A 14,672-nucleotide genomic window follows, 5' to 3' on the forward strand; every position below is an offset into this window, starting at 1 on the left:
AATGCCTACGACTTTAGGATATTTGCTCAATGCAGAACATTTGATCTGCATCAAAAAATAATAGAGGGGATCACACATGCAAGTACAACTAAAAAAAACCGCCTGCGCCGTCACGCTGGCACTGAGCTTGGGCGCAGCACAAGCAGGGGCGATCAATGGCATCTGGTTCTTCGGCGACAGCCTGACGGATGGCGGTGCCTATAGCGGCATCGGTGGCTTACCCACCGGTTCGCGCTGGACCACCGATAACGCGCCCAACCACGCCGATGTACTGGCCGCTGCGCTAGGGTTGAAATCAGCTGCCACCAATACCGGCTACAACCCGAGCGGCAACAACTACGCCCAAGGCGGTGCGCAGTCCTCCGAAACAAATAACACAGGCCCCTTCTCGCCCATCAGCGATGAAGAACGGGCAAAACAGTACAATGTCTCGCTACAAGATTTACCAGATCAAGTTAAAGCCTATACCGACACCTTAAAAAGCAAACCAGCCAACCCGAATGCACTCTACTTTGTATGGTCGGGCGGCAATGACATCCCGGTTGCCGCTGCCATCGGCGCTGCGCAAGGCAGTGCAGCCGCACAAGCGAGCATCGCCGGCTCGGCTACATCGCTGGCAAGGCAACTGGGCACACTCAAGGCCGCCGGTGCCAAGCTGATGATGGCACCCAACCTGCCCGCTTTCGGCAATACCCCGGCAGCCTTGCTCGCCGTACTGCAAACCGCCACCGGCTACCGCAGCGATATTCCCGAGTCCCAGCAGGATGCTCAGGTCGTCGGCTTTTACAAACAGTTGGAGGCTGCTGCCAAACAAGGACTCAGCGCCAGCGCCACACCAAACGCGGCCGCTCAGAAAGCAGTGACCGATGCCGTACTGGCACAACTGGCACCGGCGTTGGCCAAGGCAGGTATTGCCAAGAAAGTCACAGAAGACGTCACCAAAGAAATCACAAAGCAGGTAACGGCTGCCATGCCGGCAGGTACGCCGGAAGATGTTATTAAGGCGCAAATCGCAGCCACACTCAAAGCCAGCCTAGCCACACAAGTCAATACTCTGCTCCCCGGCGCTATTACCGCCAATCTACCCGCGGCAACACAAACGGCTCAGCAGCAACTAACAGAAGGCTACGCCACCGCCCAGACCCAGCTTAACCAGCTGACCCAGCTATTCAATATGTCGGTCGATACCGGCATCGCAGCCAGCGGCGCCAATGTCATCCGCCCCGATGTCGCCGGCCTGTTTGCCGCAGCACTAGCCAACCCCAAGGCTTTCGGCGTCGACAACGTCACCGGCAGCCAGTGCGCCAACTCTTCACTGACCTGTAGCAGCAATCCCAAAGCGCGCGATGCAGCACCGGCTTTGACCTATCTGTTCGCCGATGACCGTCATCCTTCCCCGCTGACCCATCAGGTGATCGGCGACTACTTCGCCACCATCGTGCAGGCCCCGGCGCTGGCCGATGCACTGGGTCAGGTGCCGCTGTCGGCACGACGCACCGTACGCGAGACGCTGTCGGCACACGCCCGTGCGCTGGATGCGGCACCACGCGCCGTCGGCACGGTGGGCGCGCTGGCCAGCGCCGGCTTCGGTCGTGACAATATTGCCGAGGGTGAAATCAAGCCCGAAGCCATCGCCACGCTGGGCTTTGATTATCAGGCCACGCCTGAGCTTGCACTGGGTGTGGCCTTTAGCGGCGGCAAGGTGAAGTCCGATATCGGCGCCATCGGCAGCTACGACGGCGACTACCGTTCACTGTCGGCACTGGCCAATTTACGCCGTGGCCCGCTATGGCTGGATGGCGACGTCTTCCTCGGCAACACCGACATCGACACCAAGCGCAATATCAAACTGGGGCCGGTCTATCAGGCCACGCAAACCGGCTCGACCCGCGCCATCCAGATGGGGCTGGCAGTGGAAGGCGGCTACCGCATGCAGCTGGGTGCGGTCAATACCGGCCCGCAAGCCGGCTTGCGCTACGAGCACATCAAAGTCGGCGCGCTAATCGAAGACAAGCTGGATTTCAGCGCCATGCGCTTTGGTGAACAGAAGATCAAGTCACTGGTCGGCAGCATAGGCTGGGGCATCTCGGCACCACTGGGTCGGGCCACGCCTTACGCCAGCGTCAGCTACAACCACGAGTTCAAGGGCGACGCCCGTGATATCGAGGCGGGTCTGCTCACCACCTCCGGCAATTTTGTCACCCAGAGTCTGGCGCTCGCCAAAAACTGGACCGATCTGTCAGCCGGCGTCAGCGTGGCGCTGGCGAAAGACCTCACCGCTTTCGTGCAGGCCAACGGCACGGCAGGACGCGATGACGGCAATAGCTGGGGCGGCAATATCGGCCTGAACATGAATTTCTAAGCCGGGTGCCAACAAAAACGGCCTGCAGCGTTTGCCTGCAGGCCGTTTGGTTTGGCGACATTCATATTAAAAACCGTGCGTTATCGTATGCGATACATCCTATTCATGCGCCAGCCATCCATCCCCGTTAGGCTCGCGCCAGCGCAAAAGCGGCGAACGAGGTTTTAAGCTGGCCTCTGTTTGAGCGATTCGACGGTAGCGAATCGCGAGTTGGCCAGCGCCTCGTTAGCGGATTTTACGCTGGGGTTTCGCGAGACTTCGAGGGCGCCGGGGATGCAAGGGGCCGGGCGCGTCCGGCCCCTGCCCGCATGCCGCGCGGAAGTGGCAAGCAAAAATGCGTCCGCGCAGCGGACACAAAACCTATCTGTGCCAGCCCGGAACGGGGATATAACCTAAAAAAAACGGCCTGCAGCGTTTGCCTGCAGGCCGTTTTGTTTTCCGTGCATCCAACTTAACGCTGGAACGGGTACACCGCCCCCAGGCCCAGAATGACCGACAACTCGTCCAGCGCCGTACGGCACTCGATCAGGAGGGTCGGGTCGGCCAGATCGGCGGCGCTCAGGCGGTCGCGGTAATGGCGCGCCACCCAGTCATTCAACGTGGCAAACAGACTGTCGTTCATCCACACCTTGGGGTTGACCGCCGCCACTTCGGCCTCGGTCAGCGCCACGCGCAAGCGCAGGCAGGCCGGGCCGCCGCCGTTTTGCATCGACTGCTTAAGATCGAAAACCTTGAGTTCGGCAATCACGCCATCGCTCGCCAGCAGCTTTTCCAGGTACGCCCATACCCGTGGCGTGTTCTGGCACTCCTGCGGCACCACCAGAATCATGCGCCCGTCGGCGCGGGTCAGCAGCTGGCTGTTAAACAGATAGGACTTCACCGCTTCGGCCACGCTGACCTCGCTGTCCGGCACCTCGATCGACTGGAAGCGCCCACCCAGCGCCGAGAGCTTGTCCGACAGTTCGGCCAAGACCTGTGCCTGATCGAGAAAAGCGTGCTCATGATGGAACAGCACTTCGCCATTACCGACCGCAATCACATCATTGTGGAACACGCCGGCATCGATGGTAGCGGGGAGCTGCTGTGCATACACCACGCGCGCCTCCGACAAGCCATGCAGGCGGGCGACCGCCTGGCAGGCTTCCCGCGTCTGGCGGGCAGGAAAACGCTCAGGTTTGGGGCGACTGGCATCAAACGCCGCCTGACCGTAGACAAAAAATTCCACCCCGGCAGCGCCATAGTCGCGACAGAAGCGGGTGTGATTGGCCGCGCCTTCATCACCGAAATGCATCTGCGCCGGCAAGGCCGGATGATGGGCAAAGTGTGCCTCGTCGGCAAACATCGCGCCTAAGATTCGGCCGGTGACCGGATGCTCGATGGCGCGGTGAAACTTGTTATTAAGGTTGGCCGGGGTGAAATGCACGCGCCGGTCCACAGTGTCGCCCGAAGGGCTGACGGTCGCAGCGTTGGCAGTCCACATCGGCGAAGCCGAACACACCGCTGCCAGAATGGCCGGAGCCTCTTTGCCGGCTTGTGCAATCACCTCGGCATCGCTGCCGGCAAAGCCCAGGCGGCGCAAGCTGGCCACATCCGGGCGCTCGTGTGGAGCCAGTACGCCCTGTTTGAAGCCCAGGTCGGCCAGCGCCTTCATCTTGGCCAGCCCCTGCTGTGCGGCCAGGCGCGGATTGGAAACGGCGCTGCCATTACGGGTTGAGGCCACATTGCCATGCGACAGGCCGGCATAGTTGTGGGTCGGGCCGACCAGCCCGTCAAAATTGGCTTCAAATGCTTGCATGGTTCTTCACTTTCTTGTCAACGTGACCGCTCGCGGGTCAGTTCAATGCCAGTGCGCGCACGCTGTCGTGCGCGTCCAGCTGTAATTTCGCCAGCGTGGCGGCGCTGATACGCAGCGCCCCATCCACCCGCTCGGCATCGGCGACCAGTACGACAAAATCCTCTGCGCGCCGGTTGGACAACATAAAACGCGTGCCGCTACGAACCTCGCCCACGCACAGCGCCAGCACCTGGCTCTGGCTGACCGTCCGCAGCTGCGCTATGTCCCCGCGCAAAACCGGCCCGCCATCGAACAGGTCGATGTAACCGCTGGCATGCAGGCCTTCCTCGTTCAGCAGGCGTACCGCCCCCATCGAGTCGGGATGAACCTGCCCGATTGCCGCACGGGCGGCGGGCGGCAACATATCGGTAAACAGTGTCTGCTGCGGCATCAGCGCCGCAATGGCGGCACAAGCTCCGGTGCCGCGCAAATAATCGGCACGGGCAAACTCGACCCGGAAAAACTGCCGCCCCAAACCATTCCAGAACGGCGAGACCCCGCTTTCATCGTTGATGCCACGAATTTCGGCCGTCAGCTGCGCAGCAAAAAGCTCGGGAAAGTCGGCAATAAACATCAACCGGGAGCGCGACAGCAAGGCGCCACGCCCCATGGAGCGCCATGCTGGCGCCAGAAACAGCGTACACAGGGCACTGGCCCCCGTCAGATCATTGCCCAGCGTCAGCGTAGCCAGGCGCCGCGCGATGCCGGCCTCACGCGCCATGCGCACGGTCAGCCCCTGGCGGTAGTAATAGCTGGGCTCCTTCAGGCCAATCGCCCCCTCCAGCCCCGACACACCGATCAACTCGCCCGCTTGCTCCAGCACAAACAGCCAGCTGCGATCTTCTGAGGCAGGTCCCGAGCTCAGCGATGCTTCGATACGGCGCGCGAGCACCTCCTCATGGTGCGGCAACGTGGTCAGACCGATCCCGCAATTGCTAGCCAGCGCCATCAGCGCGGGCAAATCCTCGCGGCGAATAGAACGTACCCGCATCAGGCGCTCCTTTCAGGTGTCTGCCACAGGGGCACCGCACGCACGCACTCGCCGGTGCGCACGCCCAGCGCCGCTGCCGCCTCGCTATCCAGTTGCAAGCCGCCAGCGACAAGCACGCCCGGCGCCACGAGAGCCCGAAACCCCTGCAAACGCTGGTTGGCAAGCAAAAACAACTCTCCGTCACCGACAAGCGGCACAACTTCTACCGCTAATACGCAACTGGCGGCCACGGTATAGAGCGCAGAGAGGCGGCCAAGCAAAATAGGCCCGCCATCGAAAATATCGATATAGTTTTCAGTCTCGAAGCCTTCACGCGACAGGATGTCGTAAGGCAGCAAAGAGTCATCCCCCACCTCCCCCATCACCGCTTGTGCCTCATCCGACAACAGCGGTACATAGACCGGCTGCTGCGGCATCAACTCGCCCAGAAACTTGCGCCCGCGCGCGCCGCACAGCGCCTCGGCTTCGTGGTAGTCCAGCCCGAAGTAAACGCGACCGACCGAGTCCCAGAACGGCGAGCCTTGTTCCTGATCCCACACCCCCAGCATGGCGGACACCACGGTGTCGGCAAAACGTGCCGGCCAATTGGCGGCAAACAATAAGCGCGCACGCGACAGCAGTTCGGACTCGGCGGTGCCGGCCAGATCCGGGCGGATATAAAAAGACACCATCAGCGAGTGTGCGGTCAGGTCGTGACACAGGGACAGGACATGAATGTGATTGACGATGCCCAGCTCGCTGGAGGCATGCACCAGCGACTCATTGCGGAAACTGTAAAAAGGCTCGTTAAAGCCGGCAACCGCATTCAGCCCGCACACCCCGGCCAACTCACCGCTTTGGCCATCCTCCAGCACGAAGAAATAACGCTCTTCACCGCGAAAGCCCACCTCGGCGGCCAGCGAGTTTTCGCTGGCCAGGATGCGCGCCAGCAAAACCTGCCGGTCCGCCGGCAAAGAGGTCACGCCAACCGGACTGGCCGCAGCCAGCCGCTCGATTGCCGGCAAATCATGTACACAGGCGGGGCGTAGCACAAACATGATCAATCTCGCTAAAACAGGCCGCTTCAGCCCGGTGGGATATCTACGATTCTAAATCAGCAAAGCAGCCAACAATTGTCCGCTGGCGACAGCTTGTTTCAGCTGGCGCGCTGGGCACTGCGCCGCTCGTCGCGCGGGGTATGGCCGAAGTGATTGCGATAGGCACTGGAAAAGTGCGGGCCGGAAGAAAAACCGCAGGACAGACCGATCTGGATAATCGATTGGCTGCTTTGCCTGAGCAACTGGCGCGCGCGCTCCAGCCTGAGCTCCAGATAATACTGCGAGGGCACACGGTCCAGAAACTGGCGAAACAGGCGCTCGAGTTGGCGACGCGAAATGCACACCAGTTGCGCAATCTCGTCGGTCGTCAGCAGTTCCTCCAGATTCGCTTCCATCAACTGCACCGCGCTGACCAGCTTGGGATCGGCGGCTCCGATGCTGGCCATCAAGGGCACGCGCTGGCGCTCGTCGCCACGGCGCTGGCGCTCCATCAGCAAGTTTTCAGCCACGACGCCGGTTGGCGGCGCTTCCGGCAAACGGCTGATCAGGTGCAACAGGCAATCGGCCAGCGCGAGGCCTCCGGCACAACTGGCGTGGCCGTGTTCCAGTGCATAGAGCTGGCCGGACTGCGCGACGGCGGGATAATACTCGGCAAAGCCTTCAGATAGCGTCCAGTGCACCGCCACCCGGCTGGCCGCATATAAGCCGGCGGCCGCCAAGCTGAACACGCCGGCGCGCACGCCGCACAATATGCTCCCCGCACGCGCACATGCGGCCAGCCGGGTCACCAGCGGCGACGCTGGCGTCATTTTTTCCGGCATGTCACCGGCCAATACCAGCAACAAAGCGGCAGCAGGCAAGGCGCTGTCAAAAGCGGCATCCACCGCCCATGCGCGCCCGGCGGCCGCCTTGACCGGCTGGCCATCGACCGAGACCCAGTGCAGGACAAAACGCGCGCGCCGGGCATTAAAGCTTGCCACGCAGTCGGACACGATACCGGCTTCGGTTTCGCTAAACCCCGGCAATAGCAGAACGCGAATCAGGGTGGCAGGCGTATCAGCCATCGCTGCAATCAGCGCGTTTTGCTCAGAAACTGCTGCAGGCGCTCGCTTTGCGGGTTGGCCAGAATCGCTTTCGGACAGCCCTCCTCCTCGACCCGGCCCTGATGCAGAAACATCACATGGTTGGCCACATCACGGGCGAAACCCATCTCGTGGGTGACCACCACCATGGTGCGCCCTTCTTCCGCCAGCGTACGCATCACCTTGAGCACCTCCCCCACCAGCTCCGGGTCCAGCGCCGATGTCGGCTCGTCAAACAGCATCACCTCGGGTTCGACGGCCAGGGCACGGGCAATCGCTACGCGCTGCTGCTGGCCGCCGGACATATGCGCCGGGTACTTGTCCTCGACACCGGACAGGCCGACCTTGGCCAGATAAGCGCGCGCACGCGCCACTGCCTCGTCCTTGTTCACACCCAGTACATGCACCGGCGCTTCGATAATGTTTTCCAGTACCGTCATATGCGCCCACAGATTGAAGTGCTGGAACACCATAGCCAGACGCGAACGCATCTTTTGCAACTGCGCCTCGCGTGCCGCCTTGAGCATACCGTCCTTGGCCTTGACCAGTTCCAGCTCTTCGCCGGCCACAACGATGCGGCCGGTATGCGGGCGCTCCAGCATATTAATGCAGCGCAAAAAGGTACTCTTGCCCGAGCCGCTGGAACCGATGATGCTGATCACGTCACCGGCGTGGGCCGTCAACGACAGGCCCTTAAGCACCTCATGGCTGCCGTAACTCTTGTGCAGGTTTTCTACCTGCAGTTTCAGCGCCCGGCCAGCTGGTGACTGCCCCGCAGGGGAAGACAGGGTTGCGGTGGCTTCGCTGTGGAACTGGCTGCTTTGTACTTCCATCATGGTTGTCTCCTGGCGAGCTCTTGCTGGCTCTTGTATGAAAGGGTAAGCGGGATGACTCAGGCACTGAGCAGGTAACCGCTACGAAACGGTATGCTACCTGCAATCTTGCCAAGGTTCATCCCGGCAATTGCATAACGGCGACTCTCACGGGCATAAAACACCCCGCTCACCGTAGACTTCAACAACACCACGGCGCCGGATAGCGGATTAAGCAACTCGCACACGGTTTGCCCCGCCTCAATCCACTCGCCAACGCGGGCACGGTAAACGATCACACCGGGTAGCGGCGCGATCAGCGTCTCGGAACCGGTCAGCGGTGTAGCCTGGCAACGCGCAGCAGGCAGCGCCGGTTTTTCGCCGGCGATCACGCCGCGGTAAACCAGAAAATCAAACAGCCGGTCGGCATCCTGTTCGGCCAGTTGATGGCAAACCTCGGCCTCGCCGCGCAACTCGACGGTGACGGCAAGACAAGCCAGCGCCAGCGGAATATCACGGGGCAGATGCTCGGCCAGTTTCCACCAGATCTGGCTCATGGCTTCATCAAAAGACTGGCCGCCGCTGCCTTTGGCATGCAGCACCGCTTCGGCTTCCATCAAACGCGACAACGGTTCCAGCTGTTCAAGATACGGGGTTTCGCTATACAGATGCAGCACCGCCTCGAAGTCGGCATGCAGATCCAGCACCACATCGGCGTCAAAAGCCAGCGACACCAGCGTGTGGCGCAAGCCGGCCAGCTCGGTAGCCGGAGCCTGCGCCGCCAGAAACGCGCGCATGGCCGCGCGCACCAGGCGCGTATTGGCGTCTGCGTCGCTGCCCAGTTGCGGTCGTAGCGTTGCGCCAAGTTCGGCGTAAAAGTCGGGGTAGTGGCGGTTGAAGTTCTCACCGCTGGCAAAATCGAAACGCCCCATGGCATCGTGCATCAGGCTTTGTTCAAGTCCGACGGGGTTGGCGACCGGCACCAGCACGACCTCGCCTTGCAAGCGCCCATCCGCTTCTGCCTGAGCCAGGCGGGCTTTCAAGTGATGGCAAACCAGCAAGCCCGGAATCTCGTCGGCATGCAGGCCGGCCTGGATATACACCTTCTGGCCTTGGCCGGGCTCGCCAAAATGAAAACTCTCGATGCGGCGCTGGCTGCCAAGGCTCTTGGCCGGCAAAGGGTGATGCTGAATATGCATGACGGGCCTCAATGACTGCGTGGCGCAAGATAAGCCAGATAGCGGCCTTCCAGTTGGCGGAACACCCGCACCAAACCCCATGTCAGCAACAGGTAGACCAGTGCAGCCGCGAGGAAGGGCTCGAACGGCATGTAGTAAGTCGAGTACAGACGGTCTGCCGCGCCGGTGATATCAAGCAGGGTGACGGTACTGGCCAGGCTGGTAGCGTGCAGCATCATCACCACCTCGTTGCTGTACGCAGGCAGGCTGCGGCGTAAGGCCGAGGGCAACAGGATGCGGCGGTACAGGGTGGCGCGGCTCATGCCCACACTCTTGGCGGCCTCGACTTCGCCATGGCTGGTGGCTCGGATGGCACCGGCCAGCATTTCGGTCGTGTAGGCGCAGGTATTGATCGCCAGCGCCAGCATGGCGCAAAAGCTGGCGTCGGACAGCAAGGGCCAGGCCAGGCTGTCGCGCACCACGGCGAATTGCGACAAGCCGTAATAGATCAGATAAAGCTGCAACAGCATCGGCGTGCCGCGTATCACATAGGTGTACAGCCAGACCGGACCGTACAGCAGCGGACTCTTGGCCACGCGCAATACCGACAGCGGCACGGATACCGCCAAGCCACAAGCCAGCGATACCAGCAACAGCTTGAGGGTTGTCAGCAAGCCGTCGGCGTAGAGCTTGAGATTGTCAGGCTCGATCAACATCGCGAAGTCCAGCATCAGATCTCTCCCATACGCACGCCGGCCGAATAGCGCTTTTCCGCCCACTTCAGCAACAGCAAGGATACCGAGGTAATCGCCAGATAAACCGCACCGACCACCAGCAGATAGGTAAACGGTTCGCGGGTAGCGGCACCGGCTTCGCGGGCGCGGAACATCATGTCCTGCAGGCCGATAACCGACACCAAGGCGGTCGCCTTGGTCAGTACCAGCCAGTTATTGGTGTAACCGGGAATGGCAAAACGTATCATCTGCGGCAGGATGATGCGCAAAAACACGCGGCTGCGTCCCATGCCGTAAGCCCAACCGGCTTCCCACTGTCCTTTGGGCACCGCCATGATCGCGCCACGGAAGGTTTCCGACAGATAGGCGCCATAGATGAAACCCAGCGTCAGCACCCCGGCCATAAACTGGTTGAAATCCATGGCAGGCAAACCCAATGCCTCAAGCAGGGCATTGGCGGCAATCTGGCCACCGTAAAACACCAACAGCATCAACACCAGATCAGGCACCCCGCGTACCAGCGTAGAGTACGTCTCTGCCACCCGGCTCAACAGCAAATTGGGGGCCAGGCGGCAGGCGGCCCCCATCAGACCCAGCACCGTGGCAACGGCCAGCGAAGATAGCGCAATCTCTAGCGTGGTCGTCGCACCGGCAACGATATAACCCGTATAGCCTTCAAACATCGGCCGCTCTCCTGAAAGTCGTCAGGCTGGCCGCCTTGCGGCAACCAGCCTGTGCATACCAAAGCGCGCAGCTTAAGCGCCGTAAGCGTCGAAATTGAAGTGCTTGTCATTCACCTTCTTGTAGGTGCCGTTGGCACGAATGGCCTTGATGGCGCCATTGAAGCCATTGCGCAAATCATCGTCGCCTTTACGCACCGCGATGCCGGCACCCTGGCCGAAGATTGCCGGATCCTTCAGCACAGGGCCGACGAAGGCGTAGCCCTTGCCTTCCGGCTTTTTCAGGAAGCCGACCGAGCTCTCCACGCTGTCAGCGGAGGTCGCGTCCAAGCGACCTGCAGCCAGATCCATGTAGACCTGCTGGGTGCTGTCGTAAGGCACGACAATGGCGCCCGCCGGTGCGTAATATTTCTGTGCGTATTTCTCGTGGGTCGACGCCTTGAGCACACCCAGACGCTTGCCCTTGAGGCTGGCCGGGGTGCCGGAGATCGAGCCGGCCTTGGCGATCAGACGCGCCGGGGTGTGGTAGTACTTGTCGGTGAAGTCGACCGCCTTCTTGCGCTCGTCGGTAATCGACATCGACGAAATAATCGCATCGTATTTTTTGGCGTTCAGCGCCGGGATGATCCCCTTCCACTCCTGCTCGACAAACACGCACTTGGCCTTCATCTGAGCGCACAGGGCATTGGCCATATCAATATCGAAACCGACCAGCTTGCCGTCCGGCGACTTGTAAGCGAACGGCTCGTAAGCGGCCTCGACGCCTATGCGAATTTGTTTAGGCTGCTCGGCCAAAGCCAGACCGGAACAGGACAGGGCCAGCGCAACGGATACGGCAAGCTTCTTCATCTGCATTTCTCCTTGAAAGTCATCCGGCCCGCTCTTGTCACGACGGTTTAGCCGGTTAATCAGTGCCATGGACACTGGAATGTGCAGACGGATTAAAGCACCGCTGATGCCAACCCTTGTTACAGCGAGGCGACAACTTGTTACATCGATATTAATTTGCCATAGACCATACGCGTACCGGGTATCACGGCATCGCGCTCTGGAGCAACGTTCGACGGCAATCAAACCTCTCCCACCCCAAGCCCCCCAGAGAAGAGCGCCCCATCCTTGCGACAGATCCGCTTGACCTTGCCACGATGGCAAGGTTCAGACTGCAATCACGGCCAAATCCGGCCGCATTCAGCGTAAAGGAAATACCATGCATCATGTACAAATCGACAACCTCCATTGCGGCGGCTGCATCGCCAGAGTGACCCGTGCCCTGCAGCAACTGGACGAACACGCCAGCGTCGACATCAACCGCGAAAGCGGCCGTGCCCGCATCGAAACGACCACGTCGCTGGCCAGCGTGTGCGAACAACTGGGCAAAAGCGGCTACCCGGCCCGACCCGTCTGAAGCGTTGCCACGCCGGACCGTCACCAGCCCCTGCCGACAGGGGCGATGTCCATTCGCCAGCGGCTAGCCCCGATCACCAGCGGGCTTGACCTTGCCACGATGGCAAGGTCGATGCTGGTACAACAGCCACTACCGGAGTCTGCATCATGTCCCATTCATCCTCGCCCGCCATCGGCAGCAGCCTGCACTTGCCCGTGCTGGGCATGACGTGCGCCAGCTGTGCCAGCCGGGTGGAAAAAGCGCTGGGCAAAGTGGATGGCATCCGCGCCGCCAGCGTCAACCTGGCGACCGAATCGGTCACGCTGGATGTCTCGCCTACCCTCGCGCTGGGCGCGGTGTATGGCGCGATCGAACAAGCCGGCTACCAAGTCGGCAGCCACAGCGTCGAGCTGTCGATCGGCGGCATGAGCTGCGCCAGCTGCGTCGGCCGGGTGGAACGCGCCCTGCTCGCACTCGATGGCGTCAGCGCCGCCAGCGTCAACCTGGCAAGCGAAAGCGCCCGCGTCACCCTGCGCGCCGGCACCGCCCCCGCCGCCCTGATCGCCGCTGTCGCTGCCGCCGGCTACCAAGCCGTGCTGCGCGAGGACGACGAGCAGCTAGCCGAGCCGCCGCATGCGACGCCATGGTGGCCGGTGCTGCTGGCCGCCGCCCTGGCGCTGCCCTTGGTACTGCCTATGCTTACCAACTTCGCCGGTGCCAACTGGATGCTGCCGCCGTGGCTGCAGTTCCTGCTGGCGACACCGGTCCAGTTCTGGCTGGGCGCGCGTTTCTACCGCGCCGGCTGGAAGGCGTTGCGCGCAGGCAGCGGCAATATGGACTTGCTGGTCGCCATCGGTACCAGCGCCGCCTACGGGCTGTCGCTGTATCAATGGTGGCAGGCGGGCGAGCATGGTGACGGCCACCTGTACTTCGAGGCCGCAGCGGTGATCATCACCCTGGTGCTGCTAGGCAAGCAGCTGGAAGCGCGCACCAAGCAACAGACCACGGCCGCCATCCGCGCCCTGCAGGCGCTGCGCCCCAGTTCGGCCCGCGTGCGCAAGGACGGCGTCGAGCGCGATGTCCCGCTGCAACAAGTCGTGCCCGGCGACCTGGTGGTGGTGCGTCCGGGCGAGCGCGTGCCGGTTGACGGCGAAATCCGCGAAGGCCGCAGCCAGCTGGACGAATCGATGCTGACCGGCGAAAGCCTGCCGCTGGCCAAGCAGCCGGGCGATTACGTCACCGGCGGCGCCATCAACCACGATGGCCTGCTGCTGATCGAAACCCGCGCCGTCGGCCGGGACAGCACGCTCGCCCGCATCATCCGCCTAGTCGAAGACGCGCAAGCGGGCAAGGCGCCGGTGCAGCGGCTGGTAGATCGTGTCAGCGCGGTGTTTGTCCCGGTCGTGCTGCTGATCGCCCTGTTGACGCTAGGCACCTGGTGGCTGCTGAGCGGCAATATCGAGCAGGCGATCCTCAACGCCGTCGCCGTGCTGGTGATTGCCTGCCCCTGCGCGCTGGGCCTGGCGACGCCGACCGCGATCATGGCCGGCACCGGCGTCGCCGCGCGCCACGGCATCCTGATCAAGGACGCCGTGGCACTGGAGTTGGCGCACGGCGTGCGGCTGGTGGCCTTCGACAAGACCGGCACCCTGACGGCGGGCAAGCCGAAACTGACCCGCATCGTCGCCCGCGACGGCGATGAAGACCGCGTGCTGGGGCTCGCCGCAACCTTGCAGCAAGGCAGCGAGCACCCGCTGGCGCAGGCGGTGCGGCAGGCGGCCAGCGGCATGACGCTGGATGCGACGGCACAACAACTGCAGGCCTTGCCCGGGCGCGGCCTGCAAGCCGAGGTCGACGGCGTCGTCTGGCTGCTGGGCAACCAGCGCCTGATGCAGGAACACGGGGTCGATCTGTCGGCCATGCGCGATGCCCAGCAGCAAGAACAACAACTGGGGCGCAGCGTGTCGTGGCTGGCGCGCGCAAGCGATGGGCTGCTGCTCGGCCTGCTGTCTTTCGGCGACAGCGTCAAACCCGGCGCCGCGGCCGCCATCCAGCAGTTGCAGCAACTCGGGATACGCAGCGTGATGATTTCCGGCGATAACCAGGGCGCGGCGCAGCAGGTGGCGGCAGCGCTGGGCATCGACGAAGTGATCGCCGAGGTGTTGCCGGGCGACAAGGCAGCGCATGTGGCACGCTTGCGTGAGGGTGGAGTGCGCGTGGCGATGGTGGGCGACGGCATCAACGACGCGCCGGCGCTGGCCGCCGCCGATGTCGGCATGGCCATGAGCACCGGCACCGATGTGGCCATGCACGCCGCCGGGGTCACGCTGATGCGCGGTGACCCGGCGCTGGTGGCGCAGGCCATCGCCATCTCGCGTCTGACCTACCGCAAAATCAGACAGAACCTGTTCTGGGCGTTTATCTTCAATCTGGTGGGCATCCCGCTGGCGGCGTTCGGCCTGCTTAACCCGATGGTCGCTGGCGCGGCGATGGCGTTTTCCAGTGTCAGCGTGGTGGCCAATGCCCTGCTGCTGCGCCGCTGGCAGCCGGTCCCGCATCACTGAACCCGCGGCGGGCA

The 14,672-nt window shown here is 62.4% G+C and carries 12 protein-coding genes; 3 read left to right on the forward strand and 9 right to left on the reverse strand.

Going from position 1 to position 14,672, the window contains the following annotated elements; genetic code table 11:
- Positions 1–76 precede the first annotated feature (76 nt).
- On the forward strand, positions 77–2,362 hold the full coding sequence (locus M3P88_RS10015) for an autotransporter domain-containing protein (protein ID WP_249615906.1): 2,286 nt from the start codon (positions 77–79) through the stop codon (positions 2,360–2,362).
- A 451-nt stretch (positions 2,363–2,813) separates the two neighbouring features.
- Here the strand turns inward: M3P88_RS10015 and astB are convergent, their stop codons facing one another.
- From astB to aotJ, 9 genes are all read right to left on the reverse strand, one after another.
- The gene (gene astB / locus M3P88_RS10020) at positions 2,814–4,157 is read right to left on the reverse strand and encodes an N-succinylarginine dihydrolase (RefSeq protein ID WP_249615907.1); all 1,344 of its coding nucleotides are present in this window, start codon (positions 4,155–4,157) and stop codon (positions 2,814–2,816) included.
- Positions 4,158–4,194: 37 nt separating this feature from the next.
- Complete coding sequence (locus M3P88_RS10025) at positions 4,195–5,187, reverse strand: arginine N-succinyltransferase (protein ID WP_249615908.1); 993 nt, start codon at positions 5,185–5,187, stop codon at positions 4,195–4,197.
- Complete coding sequence (locus tag M3P88_RS10030; protein ID WP_249615909.1) at positions 5,187–6,224, reverse strand: arginine N-succinyltransferase; 1,038 nt, start codon at positions 6,222–6,224, stop codon at positions 5,187–5,189. The genes M3P88_RS10025 and M3P88_RS10030 overlap by 1 nt, the downstream gene beginning before the upstream one ends.
- Positions 6,225–6,322: 98 nt before the next feature.
- Complete coding sequence (locus tag M3P88_RS10035; RefSeq protein ID WP_249615910.1) at positions 6,323–7,288, reverse strand: GlxA family transcriptional regulator; 966 nt, start codon at positions 7,286–7,288, stop codon at positions 6,323–6,325.
- Between the two features lie 8 nt (positions 7,289–7,296).
- A complete protein-coding gene (locus M3P88_RS10040) occupies positions 7,297–8,142 on the reverse strand; it encodes an ABC transporter ATP-binding protein (protein ID WP_249615911.1) in 846 nt (281 codons plus the stop codon).
- 56 nt (positions 8,143–8,198) lie between these two features.
- Positions 8,199–9,317: a succinylglutamate desuccinylase/aspartoacylase family protein gene (locus M3P88_RS10045; RefSeq protein WP_249615912.1), complete on the reverse strand. Its 1,119-nt coding sequence runs from the start codon at positions 9,315–9,317 to the stop codon at positions 8,199–8,201.
- Between the two features lie 8 nt (positions 9,318–9,325).
- A complete protein-coding gene (locus M3P88_RS10050; protein ID WP_249615913.1) occupies positions 9,326–10,027 on the reverse strand; it encodes an ABC transporter permease in 702 nt (233 codons plus the stop codon).
- On the reverse strand, positions 10,027–10,713 hold the full coding sequence (locus tag M3P88_RS10055) for an ABC transporter permease (RefSeq protein ID WP_249615914.1): 687 nt from the start codon (positions 10,711–10,713) through the stop codon (positions 10,027–10,029). The genes M3P88_RS10050 and M3P88_RS10055 overlap by 1 nt, the downstream gene beginning before the upstream one ends.
- A gap of 72 nt (positions 10,714–10,785) precedes the next feature.
- Positions 10,786–11,559 (reverse strand): L-arginine-binding protein AotJ, encoded by a 774-nt coding sequence (aotJ, locus tag M3P88_RS10060; RefSeq protein WP_249615915.1) that lies wholly within the window; start codon positions 11,557–11,559, stop codon positions 10,786–10,788.
- Between the two features lie 358 nt (positions 11,560–11,917).
- On the opposite strand from aotJ, the gene M3P88_RS10065 reads away from it, so the two are divergent.
- Both M3P88_RS10065 and M3P88_RS10070 read left to right on the forward strand, forming a co-directional pair.
- The gene (locus tag M3P88_RS10065) at positions 11,918–12,115 is read left to right on the forward strand and encodes a heavy-metal-associated domain-containing protein (RefSeq protein ID WP_249615916.1); all 198 of its coding nucleotides are present in this window, start codon (positions 11,918–11,920) and stop codon (positions 12,113–12,115) included.
- Between the two features lie 146 nt (positions 12,116–12,261).
- A complete protein-coding gene (locus M3P88_RS10070; protein WP_249615917.1) occupies positions 12,262–14,658 on the forward strand; it encodes a heavy metal translocating P-type ATPase in 2,397 nt (798 codons plus the stop codon).
- Positions 14,659–14,672: the final 14 nt, after the last annotated feature.

Origin of the sequence: Craterilacuibacter sp. RT1T (genome assembly GCF_023502145.1) — a bacterium.
Lineage (GTDB): Bacteria > Pseudomonadota > Gammaproteobacteria > Burkholderiales > Chromobacteriaceae > Craterilacuibacter.